Origin of the sequence: Escherichia ruysiae (assembly GCF_031323975.1) — a bacterium.
Classification (GTDB): Bacteria; Pseudomonadota; Gammaproteobacteria; order Enterobacterales; family Enterobacteriaceae; genus Escherichia; species Escherichia ruysiae.
In genome coordinates, this window is the sequence record NZ_JAVIWS010000001.1 from 1,019,644 (window position 1) to 1,042,870 (window position 23,227).

25 protein-coding genes and 1 tRNA gene are annotated in these 23,227 nt (G+C 53.6%); 7 read left to right on the plus strand and 19 right to left on the minus strand.

The features are described 5' to 3' along the window. Window positions 1–1,590: a microcin C ABC transporter ATP-binding protein YejF gene (yejF, locus tag RGV86_RS05225; RefSeq protein ID WP_085460949.1), complete on the plus strand. Its 1,590-nt coding sequence runs from the start codon at window positions 1–3 to the stop codon at window positions 1,588–1,590. 3 nt (window positions 1,591–1,593) lie between these two features. Here the strand turns inward: yejF and RGV86_RS05230 are convergent, their stop codons facing one another. The 3 genes from RGV86_RS05230 to rsuA form a co-directional block, all read right to left on the minus strand. Continuing rightward, window positions 1,594–1,938 (minus strand): YejG family protein, encoded by a 345-nt coding sequence (locus RGV86_RS05230; RefSeq protein ID WP_000202796.1) that lies wholly within the window; start codon window positions 1,936–1,938, stop codon window positions 1,594–1,596. A gap of 332 nt (window positions 1,939–2,270) precedes the next feature. Continuing rightward, window positions 2,271–3,461, minus strand: coding sequence for a multidrug efflux MFS transporter Bcr (bcr, locus tag RGV86_RS05235; RefSeq protein ID WP_000213383.1), 1,191 nt, complete (start codon window positions 3,459–3,461; stop codon window positions 2,271–2,273). A 27-nt stretch (window positions 3,462–3,488) separates the two neighbouring features. Continuing rightward, window positions 3,489–4,184, minus strand: coding sequence for a 16S rRNA pseudouridine(516) synthase RsuA (rsuA, locus tag RGV86_RS05240; RefSeq protein WP_024212366.1), 696 nt, complete (start codon window positions 4,182–4,184; stop codon window positions 3,489–3,491). Between the two features lie 149 nt (window positions 4,185–4,333). Here rsuA and radD point away from each other — a divergent pair, with 149 nt between their 5' ends. Next, the gene (radD, locus tag RGV86_RS05245) at window positions 4,334–6,094 is read left to right on the plus strand and encodes a DNA repair helicase RadD (protein ID WP_000578056.1); all 1,761 of its coding nucleotides are present in this window, start codon (window positions 4,334–4,336) and stop codon (window positions 6,092–6,094) included. A 124-nt stretch (window positions 6,095–6,218) separates the two neighbouring features. Beyond that, window positions 6,219–6,503, plus strand: coding sequence for a 50S ribosomal protein L25 (rplY, locus tag RGV86_RS05250; RefSeq protein ID WP_000494185.1), 285 nt, complete (start codon window positions 6,219–6,221; stop codon window positions 6,501–6,503). Window positions 6,504–6,666: 163 nt separating this feature from the next. Here the strand turns inward: rplY and yejK are convergent, their stop codons facing one another. Next, window positions 6,667–7,674 carry a nucleoid-associated protein YejK gene (gene yejK, locus RGV86_RS05255; RefSeq protein WP_000050780.1) on the minus strand — a complete coding sequence of 336 codons (1,008 nt, stop codon included), beginning with the start codon at window positions 7,672–7,674 and terminating at the stop codon, window positions 6,667–6,669. Window positions 7,675–7,855: 181 nt separating this feature from the next. On the opposite strand from yejK, the gene RGV86_RS05260 reads away from it, so the two are divergent. From RGV86_RS05260 to narP, 4 genes are all read left to right on the plus strand, one after another. Next, on the plus strand, window positions 7,856–8,083 hold the full coding sequence (locus tag RGV86_RS05260; RefSeq protein WP_001135667.1) for a YejL family protein: 228 nt from the start codon (window positions 7,856–7,858) through the stop codon (window positions 8,081–8,083). A gap of 19 nt (window positions 8,084–8,102) precedes the next feature. After that, entirely contained in the window at window positions 8,103–9,863 is a 1,761-nt protein-coding gene (yejM, locus tag RGV86_RS05265; RefSeq protein WP_085460950.1) for an LPS biosynthesis-modulating metalloenzyme YejM, read from the plus strand. Between the two features lie 74 nt (window positions 9,864–9,937). Continuing rightward, window positions 9,938–10,014 (plus strand) — tRNA-Pro (locus tag RGV86_RS05270). 182 nt (window positions 10,015–10,196) lie between these two features. Continuing rightward, window positions 10,197–10,844: a nitrate/nitrite response regulator protein NarP gene (narP, locus tag RGV86_RS05275; RefSeq protein WP_010348111.1), complete on the plus strand. Its 648-nt coding sequence runs from the start codon at window positions 10,197–10,199 to the stop codon at window positions 10,842–10,844. 212 nt (window positions 10,845–11,056) lie between these two features. Here narP and ccmH read toward each other — a convergent pair whose 3' ends face one another. The 15 genes from ccmH to napF are packed head-to-tail and all read right to left on the minus strand — an operon-like array spanning window position 11,057 to window position 23,196. Then, a complete protein-coding gene (ccmH, locus tag RGV86_RS05280) occupies window positions 11,057–12,109 on the minus strand; it encodes a cytochrome c-type biogenesis thiol:disulfide oxidoreductase CcmH (protein WP_001211595.1) in 1,053 nt (350 codons plus the stop codon). Further along, the gene (dsbE, locus tag RGV86_RS05285) at window positions 12,106–12,663 is read right to left on the minus strand and encodes a thiol:disulfide interchange protein DsbE (protein WP_000824453.1); all 558 of its coding nucleotides are present in this window, start codon (window positions 12,661–12,663) and stop codon (window positions 12,106–12,108) included. The genes ccmH and dsbE overlap by 4 nt, the downstream gene beginning before the upstream one ends. Then, window positions 12,660–14,603, minus strand: a complete 1,944-nt coding sequence (gene ccmF / locus RGV86_RS05290; protein WP_000982467.1) for a cytochrome c-type biogenesis heme lyase CcmF — start codon at window positions 14,601–14,603, stop codon at window positions 12,660–12,662. Before ccmF ends, dsbE begins: the two co-directional genes overlap by 4 nt. Beyond that, complete coding sequence (ccmE, locus tag RGV86_RS05295; protein WP_001026418.1) at window positions 14,600–15,079, minus strand: cytochrome c maturation protein CcmE; 480 nt, start codon at window positions 15,077–15,079, stop codon at window positions 14,600–14,602. Before ccmE ends, ccmF begins: the two co-directional genes overlap by 4 nt. Further along, on the minus strand, window positions 15,076–15,285 hold the full coding sequence (ccmD, locus tag RGV86_RS05300) for a heme exporter protein CcmD (protein WP_000186547.1): 210 nt from the start codon (window positions 15,283–15,285) through the stop codon (window positions 15,076–15,078). Before ccmD ends, ccmE begins: the two co-directional genes overlap by 4 nt. After that, the gene (ccmC, locus tag RGV86_RS05305) at window positions 15,282–16,019 is read right to left on the minus strand and encodes a heme exporter protein CcmC (RefSeq protein WP_001295447.1); all 738 of its coding nucleotides are present in this window, start codon (window positions 16,017–16,019) and stop codon (window positions 15,282–15,284) included. Before ccmC ends, ccmD begins: the two co-directional genes overlap by 4 nt. A gap of 41 nt (window positions 16,020–16,060) precedes the next feature. Continuing rightward, window positions 16,061–16,723 (minus strand): heme exporter protein CcmB, encoded by a 663-nt coding sequence (gene ccmB / locus RGV86_RS05310; RefSeq protein ID WP_000971724.1) that lies wholly within the window; start codon window positions 16,721–16,723, stop codon window positions 16,061–16,063. Then, window positions 16,720–17,343 carry a cytochrome c biogenesis heme-transporting ATPase CcmA gene (gene ccmA / locus RGV86_RS05315; protein WP_000525568.1) on the minus strand — a complete coding sequence of 208 codons (624 nt, stop codon included), beginning with the start codon at window positions 17,341–17,343 and terminating at the stop codon, window positions 16,720–16,722. The genes ccmB and ccmA overlap by 4 nt, the downstream gene beginning before the upstream one ends. A gap of 12 nt (window positions 17,344–17,355) precedes the next feature. After that, on the minus strand, window positions 17,356–17,958 hold the full coding sequence (gene napC / locus RGV86_RS05320) for a cytochrome c-type protein NapC (protein ID WP_000528377.1): 603 nt from the start codon (window positions 17,956–17,958) through the stop codon (window positions 17,356–17,358). Window positions 17,959–17,967: 9 nt separating this feature from the next. Next, on the minus strand, window positions 17,968–18,417 hold the full coding sequence (napB, locus tag RGV86_RS05325; protein ID WP_000835177.1) for a nitrate reductase cytochrome c-type subunit: 450 nt from the start codon (window positions 18,415–18,417) through the stop codon (window positions 17,968–17,970). Continuing rightward, on the minus strand, window positions 18,414–19,277 hold the full coding sequence (gene napH, locus RGV86_RS05330) for a quinol dehydrogenase ferredoxin subunit NapH (protein WP_000013513.1): 864 nt from the start codon (window positions 19,275–19,277) through the stop codon (window positions 18,414–18,416). The genes napB and napH overlap by 4 nt, the downstream gene beginning before the upstream one ends. Continuing rightward, window positions 19,264–19,959: a ferredoxin-type protein NapG gene (gene napG, locus RGV86_RS05335; protein WP_000091291.1), complete on the minus strand. Its 696-nt coding sequence runs from the start codon at window positions 19,957–19,959 to the stop codon at window positions 19,264–19,266. The genes napH and napG overlap by 14 nt, the downstream gene beginning before the upstream one ends. A 6-nt stretch (window positions 19,960–19,965) precedes the next feature. After that, complete coding sequence (gene napA / locus RGV86_RS05340; protein WP_000778067.1) at window positions 19,966–22,452, minus strand: periplasmic nitrate reductase subunit alpha; 2,487 nt, start codon at window positions 22,450–22,452, stop codon at window positions 19,966–19,968. Continuing rightward, a complete protein-coding gene (napD, locus tag RGV86_RS05345; protein WP_000557384.1) occupies window positions 22,449–22,712 on the minus strand; it encodes a chaperone NapD in 264 nt (87 codons plus the stop codon). Before napD ends, napA begins: the two co-directional genes overlap by 4 nt. Continuing rightward, entirely contained in the window at window positions 22,702–23,196 is a 495-nt protein-coding gene (gene napF, locus RGV86_RS05350) for a ferredoxin-type protein NapF (protein WP_000686746.1), read from the minus strand. The genes napD and napF overlap by 11 nt, the downstream gene beginning before the upstream one ends. Window positions 23,197–23,227: the final 31 nt, after the last annotated feature.

The following is a 23,227-nucleotide window of genomic DNA, read 5'->3' on the forward strand; positions in this document are numbered from 1 at the left end:
ATGACGCAAACTCTGTTAGCGATTGAAAACTTGTCGGTGGGTTTTCGCCATCAGCAAACTGTCCGTACCGTAGTGAATGATGTTTCACTACAGATTGAGGCTGGCGAAACGCTGGCGCTGGTGGGCGAGTCAGGTTCTGGCAAGAGCGTTACTGCGCTGTCGATTTTACGTCTGCTCCCTTCCCCGCCGGTAGAATATCTTGCTGGAGATATTCGTTTTCATGGCGAATCGCTACTTCATGCCAGCGAGCAAACGTTGCGCGGCGTACGCGGTAATAAGGTAGCCATGATCTTCCAGGAGCCAATGGTGTCGTTAAATCCATTGCATACTCTGGAAAAACAGCTTTATGAAGTGCTTTCACTCCATCGCGGGATGCGACGAGAAGCGGCACGTGGCGAGATATTAAATTGCCTTGATCGCGTCGGTATCCGTCAGGCAGCAAAACGACTGGCAGATTACCCTCATCAGCTCTCAGGCGGCGAACGCCAGCGGGTGATGATTGCAATGGCGCTATTAACGCGCCCGGAATTATTAATTGCCGATGAACCGACCACCGCGCTGGACGTCTCTGTCCAGGCGCAGATTTTACAGCTGTTGCGCGAACTGCAAGGCGAGCTGAATATGGGTATGCTGTTTATTACTCATAACCTCAGCATTGTCAGAAAACTGGCCCACCGCGTGGCGGTAATGCAAAACGGTCGCTGTGTCGAGCAAAATAACGCCGCTACGCTATTTGCCTCACCCACACATCCTTACACAAAAAAGCTACTCAACAGTGAACCGTCAGGCGACCCGGTGCCATTGCCAGAACCTGCCTCAACGTTGCTAGATGTTGAACAGCTTCAGGTTGCCTTCCCCATTCGTAAAGGGATCTTGAAGCGCATTGTGGATCATAATGTGGTGGTGAAAAACATCAGTTTTACGCTACGGGCGGGTGAAACACTGGGTTTAGTAGGCGAGTCAGGTTCCGGGAAAAGCACGACGGGACTGGCGCTGCTGAGACTGATTAACTCTCAGGGCAGCATTATCTTTGACGGTCAGCCACTGCAAAATTTAAATCGCCGCCAGCTGTTACCTATTCGTCATCGCATTCAGGTGGTATTTCAGGATCCAAACTCCTCGCTCAACCCACGACTCAACGTATTGCAGATAATTGAGGAAGGGTTGCGGGTTCACCAGCCGACGCTTTCTGCCGCACAACGCGAAGAACAAGTGAAAGCCGTGATGCATGAAGTGGGGTTAGATCCTGAAACACGCCACCGCTATCCGGCAGAGTTTTCCGGGGGGCAACGACAACGCATAGCGATTGCCAGAGCGTTGATTCTTAAGCCTTCACTGATCATTCTTGATGAGCCAACATCGTCGCTCGACAAAACGGTACAGGCGCAAATATTGACGCTATTGAAATCATTGCAACAAAAGCATCAACTGGCCTATTTGTTTATCAGCCACGATTTACACGTTGTCCGCGCGCTATGTCATCAGGTTATCGTACTGCGACAGGGGGAAGTGGTGGAACAAGGACCGTGCGCGCGCGTATTTGCCGCACCACAGCAGGAGTATACGCGTCAGCTACTGGCGTTAAGCTGACGCTTAAAAAGGATTGTAATTTGAGAAGGGCTCGGCAATTGCCACACCAAAATTTTTCAATCGGCATGTCGCCGCAAACTCATCATGGCGATTTACAAACAGGCACGGCTCACCTTCACACTCCAGTACCGAGCATGGAACTTCAATGTCGCTTAACGCCTGGCTTAGTTTGTACATCACCGACCATGCATTATCACCATCCGGGCTAAGCAATTTAAGCGCCACCAGGCTGTTGTCACCGCACGGTCCATTTTGCGGAATCGGTTCAACCTTCGAACCTGCGAAACCAGCAGACCAGCGATAGTTCTGCGGCAGTCGATGGACGATTGAGAGTTGTAATGAAGTCACTTATTTTCCCCGGAAGCACATTTACTTCACAATTTGTTTACATCAATTTTAACACATCAACAACAACCCGTCTTTAAACAGATCGTAAAGATTGATGCCTCGCCTGCGTGGCCTCTATGGCTCTGATTTAAATAATATCTGCGGGCGTGGTCACGTTTGCGGGGCTATATGTACCCGTTTCTGCGATCTAACTCAACCTTTTTAACTACAATGATGTGACTTTTTACACAAATTGATTTTACATAAAATAAACAAATGACGGGAGGCTGATAGATTTGCGGTTGATATGCATCAACAAAGGAAGCCTTTTAGCTTCCCCGTTGTGCAATAGATCACCGTTTTTTCGGCCGACTGGCGTACAGACAGAAGAGAATGGAGCAGGTCGCACAGAACGCAATCGACCAGATCATCGGCCATGCGGAGTTAAAGGTCGCAAGGGAGAGCAATGCACCGACAATGGCGCCAATACCAAAGCGGAAGGTTCCTGCCAGCGATGATGCCGTTCCCGCCATATGGGGAAACTCATCCAGAATGACCGCCATCGCATTGGATGACACCATCGACACGCAGCCCACAAACGCCGCCACACCAACCACCAGCGACCAGAACCCCAACCCCAGCAGCGCACTGATGACCATCCACGCTGCCATAATAAATTGAATCCACAGCCCCGACCGGAACATATTCAGCGCGCCAATGCGGCGAACAAAGCGACTGTTAAAGATGGTCATCACGAACAAGAAAACAATATTCAGCGCAAAGTAATAACCAAAGTTTTCCGGCGCGACGTGGTTAATTTCAATGTAGACAAACGGTCCGGCGCTTAAGAATGAGAACATCCCGGCAAAGCTGAAACCGCTGGCCAGCATATAACTCAGGACGCGCTTATGGCGGAACAGTGCGGCAAAGTTGCCAATGGTGGTACGGATGTGAAACGGCTGACGACGCTCCGGCGGTAACGTTTCTTTGATCAGGAAGAAGATCATCGCCGAAGCCAGAATCGCCGCCACGGCGAGGATCCAGAAAATGTAATGCCAGCTCAGCCACACCAGCACCCAGCCGCCAACAATCGGCGCCATCAGAGGCGCGATGGTCGTTACCAGCATGACAAACGACATCATCCGCGAGAACTCTTCTTTCGGGTAGATGTCGCGCATCAGGGCGTTGATGACCACGCTGGCCGCCGCCGCTGCCAGCCCGTGAAAGAAACGCATCACAATCAGCTGATCGATAGTTTGCGCCAGTGCACACGCCACCGCCGCCGCAGCAAATACCAGCGTACCGCCAAGAACCACCGGCTTACGCCCGAAGCTATCTGCCATCGGCCCGTAGATTAACTGCCCCAACGCAAAACCCAGAATATAGGTACTCAGGGTCATCTGCGTACTGCCCGCTGGCACACCAAACTGCGCAGAAATCACTGGCAGCGCGGGCAGATACATATCAATCGACAGCGGCATCAACATGGCCAGCAGGCCAAGGATAAAAACAATAGCAAACGACGAATGCTGTCGGGTGGTCACAACGGGCTCCTGAAAGTTATTAAAGTGTTAGACGACGCTGGCAACTTCTTCTTCAGTTAATGGACGATATTCACCGGGTGCTAAATCAGCATCCAGCGTAATGCCGCCAATACGTTCACGATGCAGCTCAACCACGTGGTTACCCACGGCGGCGAACATGCGTTTCACCTGATGATAACGCCCTTCGCTGATGGTCAGACGTACCTGCGTCGGCGTAATCACTTCCAGCACAGCAGGCTTAGTGAGATCTTTTTCGTTATGTAACTGCACGCCTTTAGCAAACTGCTCTGCCGTATCGGCTGCCACCGGGGACTCCAGCGTCACCAGGTAGGTTTTCTCGCAATGATGACGTGGAGAAGTAATGCGGTGCGACCACTGACCATCGTCAGTCATCAGCACCAGGCCGGTAGTGTCGATATCCAGCCGCCCTGCTGCGTGTAGTTTCCACGCCACAGGTTCATCCAGAAAATAGAGCACCGTTGGGTGATCCGGATCGTCAGTAGAACAAACATAGCCCTGAGGCTTATTGAGCATGAAGTAACGTGGTCCGTGTTGCTGTGCCAGCGGGTTTCCATCGTAAGCCACACTGTGTTCAGGGAGCAGTTTAAACGCTGCATTGCGGACGATTTCGCCATCGACGGTGACACGAGTGGCACGGATTTCACGCCCGGCAATAGCACGGCTAACGCCGAGTTGCTGTGCGATAAATTTATCAAGTCGCATGTGTGTGATTTTGCCTGTAAAAAACGGAGGTCGGGTAATGACCCGAAAATCTGAACTGTTGTTCGCCCAGTATAGCGGTCTAATAACTTCCCTCAAGAGAAAAAGATCCGTGGCATACTATTAGCAGAATAATCTACCTACGCGAGACCATGATTTTTACACTCCGTCCATATCAGCAAGAAGCCGTGGATGCCACGCTCAACCATTTTCGTCGTCATAAAACTCCTGCCGTTATCGTGCTGCCTACTGGTGCAGGTAAAAGCCTGGTGATAGCGGAACTGGCACGGCTGGCGCGTGGTCGCGTGCTGGTGCTGGCGCACGTCAAAGAGCTGGTGGCGCAAAACCATGCAAAATATCAGGCTCTGGGGCTGGAAGCCGATATTTTTGCCGCCGGGCTGAAGCGTAAAGAGAGCCACGGTAAAGTGGTGTTTGGCAGCGTGCAGTCGGTCGCACGCAATCTCGATGCCTTTCAGGGTGAATTTTCGCTGTTGATTGTCGATGAATGCCACCGCATTGGCGACGATGAAGAGAGCCAGTATCAGCAAATCCTTACTCACCTGACAAAAGTGAATCCCCACTTACGCCTGTTGGGGCTGACCGCCACGCCTTTTCGGCTGGGCAAAGGCTGGATCTACCAGTTCCATTATCACGGCATGGTACGTGGCGACGAGAAAGCCCTTTTCCGTGACTGCATTTATGAGCTGCCGCTGCGTTATATGATTAAACACGGCTATCTGACGCCACCAGAACGGCTTGATATGCCGGTAGTGCAATACGATTTCAGCCGCTTGCAGGCACAGAGTAATGGGCTGTTCAGCGAAGCCGATCTCAACCGCGAGCTGAAAAAACAACAACGTATTACGCCGCACATCATCAGCCAGATTATGGAGTTCGCCGCAACGCGCAAAGGGGTGATGATTTTCGCCGCGACGGTTGAACACGCAAAAGAGATTGTGGGATTGCTGCCCGCCGAAGATGCAGCACTCATTACCGGTGACACACCCGGCGCTGAACGTGATGTATTAATTGAAGATTTTAAAGCCCAGCGTTTTCGCTATCTGGTCAACGTTGCGGTACTGACCACCGGATTTGACGCCCCGCACGTCGATCTTATCGCCATCCTGCGCCCTACTGAATCAGTGAGTCTTTACCAACAAATTGTCGGACGCGGTCTGCGTCTGGCGCCCGGCAAGACTGATTGCTTAATTCTTGATTATGCGGGTAATCCTCACGATCTCTACGCGCCAGAAGTTGGCACCCCAAAAGGCAAAAGTGACAACGTTCCGGTACAGGTTTTCTGCCCTGCCTGCGGTTTTGCCAACACCTTCTGGGGCAAAACGACCGCCGACGGTACATTGATTGAACACTTTGGTCGTCGCTGTCAGGGGTGGTTTGAAGATGACGACGGTCATCGCGAACAGTGTGACTTCCGTTTCCGTTTTAAAAATTGCCCACAATGTAACGCGGAAAACGATATTGCCGCCCGACGCTGCCGCGAATGTGACACGGTACTGGTTGATCCAGACGACATGTTAAAAGCGGCGCTACGACTCAAAGACGCGCTGGTATTACGCTGTAGCGGCATGTCTTTGCAGCATGGTCACGACGAGAAAGGCGAATGGCTGAAAATCACCTATTACGATGAAGACGGCGCGGATGTGAGTGAGCGTTTCCGTCTACAAACGCCCGCCCAGCGTACCGCCTTCGAACAACTTTTTATCCGCCCGCATACGCGCACACCGGGCATCCCTCTGCGCTGGATCACCGCTGCCGATATCCTCGCCCAGCAAGCGTTACTGCGCCATCCGGATTTTGTTGTTGCCCGCATGAAAGGTCAGTACTGGCAAGTGCGTGAAAAAGTGTTCGATTACGAAGGTCGTTTTCGTCGGGCGCATGAATTACGCGGTTAATGGTAGTTTTGATTGATGTATAAGGCGATTGAGTATAGAATCTCGCCCGCTTTTGCATACGCAAAGCAGATCACTTACCTGTTGCTGGGTCGCCTGTAGCAGGATTAATTTAAGAGAGAAAGAAATGTTTACTATTAACGCAGAAGTACGTAAAGAGCAGGGTAAGGGTGCGAGCCGCCGCCTGCGTGCCGCTAACAAGTTCCCGGCAATCATCTACGGTGGCAAAGAAGCGCCGCTGGCTATCGAGCTGGATCACGACAAAGTCATGAACATGCAAGTTAAAGCTGAATTCTACAGCGAAGTTCTGACCATCGTTGTTGACGGTAAAGAAATCAAAGTTAAAGCTCAGGATGTACAGCGTCACCCGTACAAACCGAAGCTGCAGCACATCGACTTCGTTCGCGCTTAATTGCTGAATAAGTTGTAAAAAACCCCGCTCCGGCGGGGTTTTTTGTATCCGCAGATTATGCCTGATGCGACGCAGTGCGTCTTATCAGGCATACAGGTATTACCGTTATTTGCAGGCCAGAGAAGGCGTCACGCCGCATCTGGCATTCATAACACAAAACCGATTAATTGCCGCCGGACGTCCGGCGCTGCAATTGATCGCGCAGGTTCGGCGGCGTGCCTTTAATGGTCAGGGTATCGGTCGCCGGGTCCCAGAAAATCCGTTCGCCTAACAGCATTGCATCAAAGTTGATGGTTAAGCCACCACCACTACCGGCAAACTTAGTCAACTGACGCAGCGTGCTACGATCTGCCGGGAAGCTCTCTTCCAGTTCATAGCCTTTTTCAGCCGCAAATTCCGTGAAGCTCACTTCGCTGACGCCCGCCAGTTCTTTCGACAGCGACTCCAGCTCGATCTCTTCGCCCGCCTGCAATTGCTCATTACAGTAGCTATAAACCTGCTGGCGAACGTTCTGCCGTTCTGCTTTATCCAGTTGCGCTTCGGCGGTAAAGTCATCGACCGCCTGTAACAGTCCACGGTTTTGCGCTTTCGCATTCAATCCTTCGCTGGCACCGAGGAAGTCCATAAAGAAATCAGCCACTTTGCGCCCTACTCGCCCTTTCAGGAAAGTGAGATAACGGGTCGATTCTGGATTGGTTTCCCACTCGGTCAAATCGATACGCGCAACGATATCAGCATGATTAATATCGAGATAATGGGTTGGGTTGATGTCGAGGTTTTCGTTAACGCGCATACTGCTTAAATTGTTCAGTACGCAAATCAGCAAATACTCAACCGCCAGATAGCGATAGTGACAAAACAGCACGAAGCCGCCGTCAGCAAAAGGATATTTCGCCAGTTCGTCACGCAGGCGACCAGTTGCTGCCCGACTAAATGCCAGAAAGTCTTCTTCGCCCTGACGCTGTAAGCGCAGCGTCTGCGCCAGTTCACTCTCCTCGCTAAACAAACCGTAGGCTTTATTCTTGGCGCTATAGACACGATGCAGCTCCGCCACCATCTCAACGACGGTTTCCGTCGGTTCCAGCAATGAATCGCGCAGCACCAGCTCAAGGTTCTGCTCATCACGCTTGATAAGCTGGTGCAGAGCAATCTGGTTGATATCCAGACTCATGATAAACTCTCCTTTTAGACCGGGCGGTATTCAACCACCGCTGGTTAAGCGACGCAATAAAAGATGGCGGTCATTTTACAGAAGGTGGCGTAACGCGAATGATTTAAAGTATAAAAAAGCAGAAAAAAAACCGTTGCTACGGTAATATGTTGCCCTTTCATCAACTAACTGATTTCGATTTATGCCACAAATTTCCCGCTACAGTGATGAACAGGTTGAACAATTGCTCGCAGAGCTGCTCAACGTACTGGAAAAACATAAGGCTCCGACCGACCTTTCCCTGATGGTGTTAGGCAATATGGTCACCAACCTTATCAACACCAGCATTGCCCCGGCTCAGCGCCAGGCGATTGCCAACTCTTTTGCCCGCGCCTTACAGTCCTCTATCAACGAAGACAAAGCGCACTAAGGGAAACAGATAACAGGTTATGGTAACTCATCGTCAGCGCTACCGTGAAAAAGTCTCCCAGATGGTCAGTTGGGGGCACTGGTTTGCACTGTTCAATATTCTGCTTTCGCTCGTCATTGGCAGCCGTTACCTGTTTATCGCCGACTGGCCGACAACGCTTGCGGGTCGTATTTATTCCTACGTAAGCATTATCGGTCATTTCAGCTTTCTGGTGTTCGCCACCTATTTGCTGATCCTCTTCCCGCTGACCTTTATTGTCGGCTCCCAGAGGCTGATGAGGTTTTTGTCCGTCATTCTGGCAACAGCGGGAATGACGCTATTACTGATCGATAGCGAAGTCTTTACCCGTTTCCATCTCCATCTTAATCCCATCGTCTGGCAGTTGGTTATCAACCCGGACGAAAATGAGATGGCGCGCGACTGGCAGCTGATGTTCATCAGTGTGCCGGTAATATTATTGCTTGAACTGGTATTTGCGACGTGGAGCTGGCAAAAGCTGCGCAGCCTGACACGTCGTCGGCGCTTCGCCCGTCCGCTGGCCGCATTCTTATTCATCGCCTTTATTGCCTCGCATGTGGTTTATATTTGGGCCGATGCTAACTTCTATCGCCCGATCACCATGCAGCGCGCCAACCTGCCGCTTTCGTACCCGATGACGGCGCGACGTTTTCTTGAGAAGCATGGCTTGCTTGATGCACAAGAGTATCAACGCCGTCTTATTGAGCAAGGCAATCCAGATGCTGTTTCCGTACAGTATCCGTTAAGCGAACTGCGCTACCGCGATATGGGCACCGGGCAAAACGTCTTGCTGATTACTGTCGATGGACTGAACTACTCACGCTTTGAGAAGCAGATGCCTGCGCTGGCAGGCTTTGCGGAACAAAATATTTCGTTCACGCGCCATATGAGTTCCGGCAACACGACCGACAACGGCATCTTTGGCCTGTTCTATGGCATATCGCCAAGTTATATGGACGGCATTCTGTCGACCCGTACACCTGCGGCATTAATTACCGCGCTTAACCAGCAAGGATATCAACTGGGGTTATTCTCATCCGATGGCTTTACCAGCCCGTTGTATCGTCAGGCATTGTTGTCAGACTTCTCAATGCCGAGCGTTCGCACGCAATCCGATGAGCAGACTGCTACACAGTGGATCAACTGGCTGAGCCGCTACGCGCAAGAAGATAATCGCTGGTTCTCATGGGTATCTTTCAATGGCACCAACATTGACGACAGCAACCAGCAAGCATTTGCACGGAAATATAGCCGCGCGGCAGGTAATGTCGATGACCAGATTAACCGCGTTCTTGATGCGCTGAAAGCGTCCGGCAAGCTGGACAATACGGTGGTGATTATTACTGCCGGTCGGGGCATTCCGCTGGTCGAAGAGGAAGAAACCTTTGACTGGTCCCACGGTCATCTTCAGGTGCCGTTAGTGATTCACTGGCCAGGCACACCGGCACAGCGAATTAATACCCTGACCGACCATACCGATCTGATGACCACGCTGATGCAACGTCTGCTACACGTCAGCACACCAGCGAGCGAATATTCGCAAGGTCAGGATTTGTTCAACCCTGAGCGCCGTCATTACTGGGTGACTGCGGCGAATAACGATACGCTGGCAATTACCACCCCGAAAATGACGCTGGTACTGAACAATAACGGTAAATACCGCACTTACAACTTACGTGGCGAAAGAGTGAAAGACGAAAAACCACAGTTAAGTTTGTTATTGCAAGTGCTGACAGACGAGAAGCGTTTCATCGCTAACTGATTAATTATAAATCAGTTAGCAAAATATCTTACTTGCAATCGGTGTGGAAAACGGTAGTATAAGCAGCCACGAGTCGGCACGTAGCGCAGCCTGGTAGCGCACCGTCATGGGGTGTCGGGGGTCGGAGGTTCAAATCCTCTCGTGCCGACCAAAAATCCCAAGAAAACCAACCTTTACGGTTGGTTTTTTTATATCCACAGCATTGTCTTGCTACCCTCACTTGCAGTTTTACTACATGCCCATACATAAAATGGGGTAACATTCACGCGCCTGGTAGCGTTACCAACGCTACGCTCAAACATAATGATTCTAATAAAACCTCAGGAGACTACTATGCCTGAAGCAACGCCTTTTCAGGTGATGATTGTGGATGATCATCCACTTATGCGACGCGGTGTTCGTCAGTTACTGGAGCTTGATCCTGGTTTTGAAGTGGTCGCCGAAGCAGGCGACGGCGCTAGTGCTATCGATCTGGCTAATCGACTGGATATCGACGTTATCTTGCTGGATCTCAATATGAAAGGTATGAGTGGCCTGGATACCCTCAATGCCTTGCGCAGGGATGGCGTTACCGCGCAAATTATTATCCTGACCGTATCAGATGCCTCCAGCGATGTCTTTGCACTGATAGACGCAGGCGCAGACGGCTATCTGCTAAAAGACAGCGACCCGGAAGTATTGCTGGAAGCAATTCGCGCCGGAGCAAAAGGCAGCAAAGTCTTTAGCGAACGCGTCAATCAGTACTTGCGCGAACGTGAAATGTTCGGTGCGGAAGAAGATCCCTTCAGCGTGCTGACGGAACGTGAGCTGGATGTTCTGCACGAGCTGGCGCAAGGGCTGTCGAATAAGCAAATTGCCTCGGTGTTGAATATTTCTGAGCAGACGGTAAAAGTGCACATTCGCAATCTGCTGCGTAAACTCAATGTCCGCTCACGCGTGGCGGCCACCATTCTGTTCCTGCAACAACGCGGGACACAATAAAAAATAGCCCGATGGATTTATCATCGGGCTGAGATTGATGACAAACGCAAAACTGCCTGATGCGCTATGCTTATCAGGCCTACTCAGATCGAGCAATGTATTGAATTTGCACGATTTTGTAGGCCGAATAAGGCGATCACGCCGCATCCGGCATAAACATAGCGCACGTTGTCATCCGCCTGGCTCCAATGGCGTCACCATCGGGCTTCTTCTTACTTACTCTCCTGCGGCGACAAATGCTGCATCGCCTGCGCGATACTGCGCTCAATCACCGCACGGCGAGTATCGTTGGCAGGCAAGAGTTTCAACATCATCTCCCACGCGGCAACGGCTTCGCCAAATCGCTGCTGCTCAAAGGCGTTAAACGCATACATGCTCAGCACGCGAATATTGCTGTGGTCACTTCTCACCAGTTGACGCAACAACTCGCCGCCCAGGCGGTTATCGTTGGGGTCAGAAGAACGCGTTAATGCCTCCGCGTAACCTAGCGCAGCATCACTGTTTTTCGGATCGAGGCGATACGCAGTGGCATATGCATCGGTCGCGATACTGGCGTTACCCAGCGCCATGCCAACGCGGCCCAACATAATCCAGCCTTCTATATCTCCCGGATTTTTTTGCAGTTGAGTACGCATCCCCAGCGCAAGACGTGACATCTCTTCTTCGTTGAGCGGATCGGCTTTCGGATCGAGCGCCCTGTCCAGCAACGCCGGAGCCTGTGCCGTGGCCTGCTGCCAAACTTTTACCTGCTGATAATTGCCAGTCTGGTAGTAGCTGACGCCTGCCACAATTAACGCCACCACAATACCCGGCAGATAAACAACATATCCGGCACGCTTACCTTCCGGCACGCTTTGTTCAGGAAACTCCTCCTGCGCCACATGCACCCGACGCCGCGAGCGGGAGTAAATCACCCAGCCGCCGATACCAATAGCGACAACTGGCAGCACCCACAGCAGCACGGTCAGCGGTGTTAATGGCGGATCGTAAGTGACGAAGTTGCCGTAACGCGCCACCATATAATCAACAATCTCTTTCTTGCTTTTACCTTCCTGCATCAGTTCATACACTTTCTGGCGCAGGTCAGTGGCAATCATCGAGTTGGAATCGGCAATACTGTTGTTCTGGCATTTCGGGCAGCGCAGTTCTTCCGTGAGCTGGCGGAACTGCTGTTCCTGTGCTTCATCTTTAAACTGCAACACGTCGATGGTCGCCAGCGCCGAGCCGGAGATCATCAGCATCAGCACGCCCAATAAAAACCTCATTGTGCGGCCTCCTTACTGTATTTCTCCCACAGCGGCTTGATCTCTTCTTCCCAGACGCGAGGATTGAGATCGCCCGCATGGCGATAGCGAATGATGCCGTTGCCATCGATGAGAAACGTTTCTGGCGCGCCATACACGCCAAGATCCAACCCTAACATGCCGTCGCCATCAAACAGGCTTAGCGCGTAAGGATTGCCCAGTTCTTTCAGCCAGCTAATTGCTTTCTGCCTGTCGTCTTTATAGTTCATACCCACCACGCGGATGCCCTGCGCAGAAAGCTGATTCAGATATTGATGTTCCGCACGGCAGGTCGGACACCAGGTCGCCCAGACGTTAAGCAGCACCGGTTTACCCTGAGTCAGCACGTCCGCCTGATAAAACTGACCGGGATTATCCAGTGATTCGAGGCGAAACGTCGGCACTGGCTTGCCAATGAGCGCCGATTCCAGATTGGTCGGATCATCCCCTTCGGCATTACGCGCCAGCTGCCACAGCAATGCTGCGGCAATCGCCAGGAAGATAATCAAAGGAATTAACAATACTTTGCGCTTCATACAGCCTCCGGCGCAGTTTTTTGCGGGTTCACGCGCTTGCGATAGCGAGGATCAAACAGGCACAGCAGCCCGCCCAACGCCATCATCAGCCCGCCCGCCCAGATCCAGCGAACAAACGGTTTGTAGTAAAGACGAACTGCCCACGCGCCGTTTTCCAGCTCTTCACCGAGCGCGGCGTACAGGTCACGCGTGATGCCGCCGTCAATCGCCGCTTCGGTCATCATCGACCCGGCAGTGTTGTAATAACGTTTTTCTGCATACAGCACTGTTTCCGGCTTGCCATCTCGCGTTACGCCGATAGTCGCCACACCGCCACGCCAGTTCGGGCCAGTCACCTCTTTGACATCACGGAAGGTGAAGCGATATTCATGAATATCGACGCTATCGCCGGACTTCATGCGCACATCACGCTCAACGCTATAGTTCTGACTAAAAGCAATGCCAACAATTGTCACTGCCAGCCCCAGGTGAGCCGCCACCATCCCCCAATAACTGAAGGTGGTTTTCGTGCCGCGTGAAATACGCAGCGCAGCTTCCGCAATTGCCAGCACCGCAATCCAGCAGGCCATTGCCAGGCCAAGCACCGTCATCGCCACAACTTTGCTTTCGAACAGCCACGGCAACAGCAGAGACAGCACCAGCGTTGAGATGAAGGCGATAATCAACAAATTGCGGATTTTACGCGGGCGATCGCGTCCCCAGCGCACCAGAGGGCCGACGCCAAGCAACAGCGCAAACGGCACCATTAGCCAGGTAAACATGGTGTTGAAGAACGGTTCGCCAATCGAAATACTGCCCAGCCCCAGTTGTTTATGCACCAGCGGCAGCAGCGTCCCCAGCAACACCACCAGCATCGCGGCGACCAGCAAAACGTTGTTCGCTAACAGCAGAGATTCCCGCGACCACAGCGCATTGTTTACGCGTGAGCGAACTTTGTGTCCACGCGCGGCAAACAGCAGCAGCGAACCGCCAATCACCAGTACCATAAAGGCGAGGATAAACATACCGCGCGCCGGATCAGACGCAAACGCGTGTACCGATACCAGCACGCCGGAACGCACGAGGAAAGTCCCCAGCAGACACAGCGAGAAGGCACTGATTGCCAACAGTAATGTCCACGCTTTGAAGCTGGCGCGTTGTTCAGTGACCGCCAGTGAGTGCATCAGCGCAGTCCCCACCAGCCACGGCATAAACGAGGCGTTTTCTACCGGATCCCAGAACCACCAGCCGCCCCAGCCGAGTTCGTAATAGGCCCATGCGGAACCAAGCACAATGCCGAGCGTCAGGAAGATCCACGCCGCCAGCGTCCACGGACGGGTAAAACGTGCGTAAGTGCTGTCCAGACGCCCACTCAACAAAGAAGCGATGGCAAAAGCAAACGCCACCGAGAAACCGACGTAGCCCATATAGAGCAGAGGCGGATGGAAGATCAGCCCCGGATCCTGCAACAGTGGGTTAAGATCGCGCCCTTCAATCGGGAAGTTCGGCAGCGTGCGGGAGAACGGGTTTGAGGTAAAGAGAATGAACAGCAAAAATCCGACGCTAACCATCCCCATTATCGCCAGTACGCGAGCAACAATATCCAGCGGAATACGCTGGCTAAAAATCGCTACCGCAAACGTCCAGCCGCTCATCAGCAACACCCACAGCAGCAGTGAACCTTCATGCGCGCCCCAGGTCGCCGCCACGCGATACCATACCGGAAGCTGGGTATTCGAGTTGCTGGCAACATAGGTGACGGTAAAGTCGTTGACCACGAAAGCATTGACCAGCACCAGAAATGCGCCAGCCACAGTCATGAACAGTAGCCAGGCAAACAAGCGGGAAGACGCCATCATGCGCGCATCTCCGCGCGCCACGCCCCATAACGGATACACGGACAGCAGCAGCGCAATTCCTAGCGCCAGGCACAGCAGCCCGTTACCAATTTCTGGCATCATGATGCTGGATCCTTATAAACACTCGCCGGGCGACGGTGATTCGCTTCCATCGCTTTTTCGACTTCTGGCGGCGTATAGTTTTCATCGTGTTTCGCCAGCACTTCTTTCGCGAGGATATGATTGCCTTTTTCCAGTTCGCCCTGCACCACAACGCCCTGCCCTTCACGGAACAGATCCGGCAAAATGCCTTCATAAGAGACATCCACTGAGCCTTCAGCGTCGTAAATGGTGAACGTTACTTTCAGCGAATTGGGATCGCGCTGCACGCTCCCCGGCATCACCATTCCGCCGACGCGCAGGCGCTGCCCGACTTCCGGCATCTGTTGGGTTTCACGTTTGCCGTAGAGAATCTCCCCCGGCGTATAAAAAAGATCGATATTCGAGCGCAGCGCATATAGCACCAGGCCAATCGTCAGCGCCAGCCCCGCCAGCACGGCACAGGCAATCCACAAGCGGTTTTTACGGCGAATATTCATGCAGCCTCCTGCTGTTGCGCAGCACGTAAACGCGCCTCACGCGCCCGCTGTTGCGCCACGCCACGCAGAATTGCGCGATGCTGCATCACCGAGTGCACGACCAAAACCACCAGCGGAATAACGGTCATCACCACCGCCAGCCAGACATAAAAGGCGTAACCGCCCATTGCGAAAAATTCATTCCAGGAAGCAAATGCAGGGGTCATTTACGGCCTCTTTTCAGTATCAGTTCACTCACCCACGGACGGCGTTTTTCCATCAGCAAAATCAAATTACGCATCCGCATCAGCGTCAGCGTGGCAGACAGCAGCAGGAAGCCGAAAATCGACCAGCGCAGCGGCGAACGCATCGCCGGATCGATACTTTGCTGCATTCGCGTTGATCCCTGATGCAGGGTGTTCCACCACTCCACGGAGTAATGAATAATCGGCAGATTCACCACGCCAATCAGCACCAGGATACCTGCCGCACGGCCCGCCAGACGGCGGTCGTCGAAGGCGTGCCACAGGGCAATCACACCCACATACAAAAACAGCAGCACCAGTTCAGAAGTCAGGCGTGCGTCCCATACCCACCAGGTGCCCCACATCGGTTTTCCCCACGCAGAACCGGTGACCAGGGCAATAAAGGTAAACACGGCACCAATGGGCGCCATCGCCGCCACCGCCAGGTTGGCCATTTTCATCTGCCAGACCAGGCCGATAAACGCGGCCACCGCCATTGAGGCATAAATCCCCATTGACCAGATCGCCGCAGGCACATGCAAGTAGATAATGCGGTAGCTATTTCCCTGTTGATAATCAGCGGGGGCAAAGCCGAATCCCCAGATCCAGCCGACGGTAAGCACAACCACACTGGCGATTGCCAGCCACGGTATAAACCAGCCACAGATTTGGTACAGCCGTGGTGGGATCGCCAGTTGATGCAGTGTTTTCCACATAGTTTCGATACCAGACTTGAACAAAAATCAGTAATCCAGCGTTATTGAATGCTGATTCTTAACGCTGCCGCCGTCGCAAAAGGACTTAATGTCGCGGTGCCTGCCAGCAACGCGCCTAAAATTGCCAGATACCCGTCAACGGGCAAATGCATCGAAGCCGCGTCCATCGCGGCGGTGGCAAAGATGAGTAATGGGATAGTCAGCGGTAACACCAGAATGCTCAATAGCACGCCGCCGCGCTTAAGCCCCACCGTCAGCGCCACGCCCGGTGCGCCGAGAAAGCCAAGCGTTGGGGTTCCCAGCAGCAGCGTCAGCGCCATCACTTGCCAGCCATAAACGTCCATTCCCAGTAGCAATGCCACCAGAGGCGAGAGGATGAGTAACGGCAGACCGGTTACCATCCAGTGCGCCATCACCTTCGCCAGCACAACGGCAGGCAAGGGTAACGGCAACAACATCAATTGTTCAAGACTGCCGTCCTGCAAATCGTCACGGAACAGTCGCTCCAGCGCCAGCAAGGATGAAAGCAGCGCAGCAACCCAGATAATGCCCGGTGCAATACGCGCCAGCAGTTGCGGCTCCGGACCGATACTGAGCGGAAAAAGGGTAATTACAATCAGGAAGAACCACAGCGGGTTGGCGATTTCGGCGCTATGGCGAAACGCTACGCGCAGCTCAAGACGGAAAATGCGCCAGAACATCATGCGGCCCTCGTTTGCGTCAGTGAAATGCGGCGAATTTTACTTTCAGCAACGTTGAGCGGCTGGTGGGTAGTCAGAATCACAATCCCCCCCTGCTCCGTATGCTGCGCCATACGCTGGGTCAGACGATCGACGCCGTTAACGTCAATCGCGGTAAAAGGCTCGTCGAGGATCCATAACGTGGCACGGGTCAACCACAGACGCGCTAAAGCGACGCGGCGTTGTTGCCCGGCAGAAAGTTGATTTACCGGAATATCTTCGAATCCGGCAAGCCCGGCCTGTGCCAGAGCTTCCAGACATTGTGCGGTATCGCCATCGCGATGATAAAAGTGCAGATTTTCTAACGCCGTCAGCCGGGTTTTGATCCCCGGCTGATGGCCTATCCATAACAGGTTTTGATGGTAGCTGTCGCGTACCTGATGCAAGGGCTGCCCTTGCCAGAGAACGTCACCCGCATCAGGGCGAGACAATCCCGTCAGCAAACGGAGAAGTGTTGTCTTCCCCGCGCCGTTGCTGCCGGTGATTTGTACCCACTCTCCTGCGTTCAGCGTAAATGACAAACCACTAAATAAGGTTCGTTCATCCCGCTCGCAAAGTAATTCTCTGGCTTCAAGCATACCCAAGCAATAACCCTGTTAAAAACCTGTCTCGACTTCGCGCATATCGGGCAGCTTGTGCGCTATCCCTTTATGGCAATCAATACAGGTTTGCCCATCTTTCACCGCCTGGTCGTGCATCTTAGCGGCAACAGATTTCTGGGCGGTTGTATCCATATACTCGAAGTTGTGACAGTTACGGCACTCCTGCGAGTTATTGTCCTTCATGCGCCGCCACTCATTCTGTGCCATCGTCAGGCGATGAGCTTCAAATTTCTGCGGCGTGTCAATAACGCCAAAAATTTTACCATACAGCTCTTTACTTGCTTTGAGCTTGCGTATCATCTTCGGCACAAACTCGTGCGGAACGTGACAATCCGGGCAGGTCGCACGCACGCCGCTACGGTTGTTGTAGTGCACGGAATCCATGTATTCCTGATACACCGTGTTACGCATTTCGTGGCAGCTAATGCAGAACTCTTCGGTGTTGGCTTTTTCCATACCGGTGTTAAAGCCGCCCCAGAAGACGATGCCGCCGACAAAACCGATCAACAGCAGCGTCCCCAGCGCCAGACGGCTGGGGGTACGCCACCATTTCCACAGGCGCTTAATCAGACCAGGCTTACGGTCAGAATTTCCCATAATAACCTCTTATTTCCCGTAACCTTTTGATGGGGTAAAGGTATTCCCCACGATTGGCGCGGTATCGGCCTGCGGTACGTGACATTGCAGACAGAAATAACGACGCGGAGCCACTTCCGCGCCCACTTTGCCGTCGCTGTCCATAAAGTGAGTAGGACTGATACGCGGCGCGCCAGTGGTGCGATAGCTTTCGACACCGTGGCATTGTAAGCAGCGGTTGGTATTGGTCGTTACCTGATAACCTTCAACGCTATGCGGGATCATTGGCGGCTGATTCACATAGTTCAGCGGCATTCGTTCCTGCTCTTTTGGCATCCGAATGGCCCCTTCCTGCGTCCCGGATACTTCCGGCGACTGGCTAAAATCGACGCCATTAGCCGCCCAAACCGCGCCGCTTACCACCAGGGCCAGCATCGCCGTCCATTGACACAGCGCCTTCTTCAGGTCATGGCTTTTCATGATTTCGCTCCCGAACTCCATCGTGTAGTTATTGTAAATACATCCTCAGAACAGACATCCACGCAGCGACCGCACGTCATGCAATCGCGGCTGGTGACCTGCACCGGGCTTTGTTCATCCAGCACCGGGGCACGTAGCACATGCGGTTCCGGGCAAACATGAAAACAATCCATACAACGGTTACATTTCTGCCGATCGCTGGCCGCAACGGTAATCACACCTTTGCTACCCAGCACGCCATACAGCGCGCCGACCGGGCAAATGTGACCGCACCAGCCGTGTTCAACGACCAGTAGATCAAATAAAAACAGCGCGAGAATAAGCAGCGCGCCGCTACCGAAGCCCATTACCAGGCTACGCCCCATCAGGGAAACGGGGTTGATCCATTCCCAGATGAGCGTGCCAGTTAAGGCCGAACCCACCAGAATGACCACCAACAGCACGTAGCGAATGTGGCGCGGGATCGTCGCAGACTGATTAAGGTCAAAACGCCGGCGCAACCAGTTCGCTAAGTCGGTAATCGGGTTCAGCGGGCAGACCCAACTGCAAAATAATCGCTTTCCTGCCAGGGCGTAGAGCACGGTGATAATTACCGCACCGGTCAACGCCACCGTGGCAGGCAGATGACCGCTGGCAAGACTTTGCAGCGTCATCAGCGGATCGGTCAGCGGAACGGTGTCGAATAACAGGCTACTGCTGTAGTTGCCGTGCAAAATCCACACACCAAACCACGGGCCGCTCAAAAACATCCCCAGCACGAAGAACTGACAAAGGCGACGCAATACCAGCCAACGGTGACTGCGCCACCAGCCTTTTTTCTCCAGCGCCTCGCGCCCGGCGTCACGTTTACGATTTGCCATTGTTCCCCTCCAGCCAGCCGAAGCGGTAATGGTGACCTAACTCCCCTTTCGCCAGTGACAGCGGTAACACCTTGATTGCCGGTTGTTCCAGCACGCACACTTTTTCGCACTTACCGCAGCCGGTACAGGCGTCGCTGTGAACCGTCGGCAGAAAGCGGGCGTGCTTACCGGTACGCGTGTTGCGCTCCAGCTCCAGGGTGATTGCCTCATCAATTTTCGGGCATTCGCGATAACAAACATCGCAGCGCAGCCCCTGAAAGTTGAGGCAGTTCTCCTGATCCACCAACACCGCCAGCCCCATTCGCGCGTCGTCGATCGATTCGATCTCACGATCCAGCGCACCGCTAGGGCACACTTTGGCGCACGGAATGTCCTCACACATTTCGCAAGGAATATCCCGTGCGACAAAATATGGCGTGCCCGCCGACAGGCCAGAGGCCAGCGTCGCCAGTTTTAAGGTGTCGTAAGGGCAAGCCTGAACACACTGACCGCAACGCACACAGGCACTGGCAAAGGCGTTCTCGTTTATGGCTCCGGGCGGGCGCAACCGCACGCCAGATGCACGTGCGGTTTGCTGTTGTAACCCCAGCGCCACACCCACGGCAGCCAGCCCGCCTGCTGTGCGAACAACATCGCGCAGAAAGCGGCGGCGACCATTTTGAGGTTTCGCTGACCGGGACATAATGGCTTACACCTTCTCCAGTTTGACCGCGCACTTCTTGAAGTCCGTCTCTTTCGAGAGCGGATCGGTCGCATCCAGCGTCAGTTTGTTAACCAGCTGTGCGGCGTCGAAGAACGGCATGTACACCAGGCCCTGCGGCGGACGGTTACGACCGCGCGTTTCAACAATCGAGATCACTTCGCCACGGCGAGAAACCACTTTCACTTTGTCGCCACGGCGCAGATCGCGCGCTTTCGCATCCAACGGGTGAATAAACAGGACCGCTTCCGGGAAGGCACGGTGCAGTTCTGGTACACGGCGAGTCATACTGCCGGTGTGCCAGTGCTCCAGGACGCGTCCGGTAGAGAGCCACAGATCGTACTCTTCATCCGGTGCTTCCGCCGCCGGTTCGAACGGCAGTGCGAAGATCACCGCTTTGCCATCCGGTTTACCGTAGAACTTATAGCCTTCGCCCGCTTTCACGTACGGGTCGTTACCTTCGCTGTAACGCCACTGCGTTTCTTTACCGTTCACCACCGGCCAGCGCAGACCGCGCGCTTTGTGGTAGTCATCGAACGGTGCCAGATCGTGACCGTGACCGCGACCAAACCATGCGTACTCTTCGAACAGCCCTTTTTGCAGATAGAAGCCCAGCTCGCGGGATTCATCGTTCAGCTGATCTTCCGCCAGTTCGGATACCGGGAATTTGCTCACTTCGGGGGTGGCATACAGAACTTCGTACAGCGTTTTGCCACGCAGTTCCGGTTTCTTCGCCAGCAGCTCTTCCGGCCATACTTCTTCTGTTTTGAAGCGGCGGGAGAACTGGACTAACTGCCAGAGATCCGATTTCGCTTCGCCCGGTGCCTGTACCTGCTGACGCCAGAACTGAGTACGGCGTTCGGCATTACCGTAAGCGCCCTCTTTCTCTACCCACATTGCGGTCGGCAGGATCAAGTCGGCGGCCAGCGCACTGACTGTCGGATACGGATCGGAGACGATGATGAAGTTGCGCGGATCGCGCCAGCCCGGCATACGCTCTTCATTAATGTTCGGCCCGGCCTGCATGTTGTTGGTACACATGGTCCAGTAAACATTCAGCTTGCCGTCTTTCAGCGCACGGTCTTGTGCCACCGCGTGCAGACCGATTTTCGCCGGAATGGTGCCGCTCGGGATATTCCACTTCTTCTCGCAGATATCACGGTGTTTCTCGTTAGTCACCACCATGTCCGCAGGCAGACGGTGAGCAAAGGTGCCCACTTCACGCGCAGTACCGCACGCGGAAGGCTGCCCGGTCAGGGAGAACGGACCGCAACCCGGCTGGGAAATTTTTCCGGTCAGCAGGTGCAGGTTGTAGACCAGGTTGTTGGCCCACACGCCACGAGTATGCTGGTTGAAGCCCATCGTCCAGTAGGAGATGACTTTCTTGTTCGGATCGGCATACAGCTGCGCCAGTTGTTCTAACTGGTCTTTCGGCACGCCGGTCATTTCGGCAGTTTTTTCCAGCGTATACTCGGCAACGAAGGCTTTGTAATCTTCAAAGCTCATTGGTTCGGAGGCGTCAGAACCTGGATTCTTCGCTGCTTTTTCCAGCGGATGGGTCGGACGTAAACCGTAGCCGATGTCCGTCGCCCCTTTACGCAGATTAACGTGTTTGCTGAAGAAGTCCTGATTTATCGCATTGTTTTGAATGATATAGTTGGCGATGTAGTTCAGGATCACCAGGTCAGACTGTGGCGTAAAGATGATGCCGTTATCCGCCAGCTCGAAGCTACGATGCTGGTAGGTAGAAAGCACCGCCACGGTGACGTTCTGGTTAGAGAGACGACGGTTGGTGATGCGCGACCAGAGGATCGGGTGCATCTCCGCCATGTTCGCGCCCCACAGCACAAACGCGTCAGCCTGTTCGATGTCGTCATAGCAGCCCATCGGCTCATCCATACCAAAGGTACGCATAAAGCCAACCACCGCCGACGCCATACAGTGACGCGCGTTCGGGTCGATGTTGTTCGAACGGAAGCCCGCTTTGAACAACTTGGACGCGGCATAACCTTCCCAGATAGTCCACTGACCAGAACCGAACATACCGATCGATTCCGGCCCTTTTTCTTTCAGGGCGGTTTTGAATTTCTCTTCCATCACATCGAAAGCCTGATCCCAGGTGATTGGGGTAAATTCGCCTTCTTTGTCATATTTACCGTTTTTCATACGCAGCAGCGGCTGCGTCAAACGGTCTTTACCGTACATGATTTTGGGCAGGAAATAGCCCTTAATGCAGTTCAGGCCACGGTTAACCGGTGCGTCCGGGTCGCCCTGACAGGCCACCACACGCCCCTGCTGCGTTCCGACCAGAACGCCGCAACCAGTACCGCAGAAACGGCACGGCGCTTTATCCCATTTAATGGCTTCCTGCTGACCAACAACGGCGCGGGCAACGCCCGGCACGCTGAGACCGGCAGCCGCCGCAGCGGCCGCAACGGCGTTAGCTTTCATAAAGCTACGACGACTGAGTTTCATGGTGTTTCCTCACCTTGCTCTTCCTGCTGGTGATAAACCAGCGACACCGCCAGCACGCCCTCTACGTTGCGTACTGACTCAATGGTTTGGATCAGCGTTTCGCTGTCTTCTGCTTCCACCACCACAATCAACTGACCGCTCGGCGCGTCGCTGACAGCAACTTCACAGCCGGTAAAGGCGTTCAGTTGGGTGCTGATGTCTGAAATTCGTTCGCTTTTGGCCTGCACGACCAGGCTGCAAACTTGCCAGTTAGTGTGCATGGAGATACTCCGCAGTTATGGCTGATACCGGACAGCTGGCTGCACATGCTCCACATCCGTTGCAAAGTTGGCTATTAAGTTGCGGCTGGTAGATCCCGGAGAGCGTCGGGCGAAAGATAATTGCCATTGGCTCGCAGCTATCCTGACAGCGGCGGCATTCAACTGACTGATACGCCAGGCACGCGTCCCCAATGGTGAACTGCAAATCCCAGGCCCTGGTGTGGCGCGGAGAAAATAGCGATTCGGGGCAAGCCTGCGCGCAGGCGTAACAGAAGCTGCACTCGTTATTTTTGAAATTAACGCTCGGATAGCCACCCGCGCCGCGTTGCAGAATGTTGTTTTCACAAGCATTAATACAGGCGTCGCAGCGGGTGCAATAGGTCAGAAAATGAGATTCATCACCGGACCAGGGCGGACGGATACCGTTACTGGCTTTGCGCCAGCGACCAGTGAGTATGCCCCGACGGGATGCATCAATCTTCACATTGACCTTCCATCATTAACGCGCTCTGAAA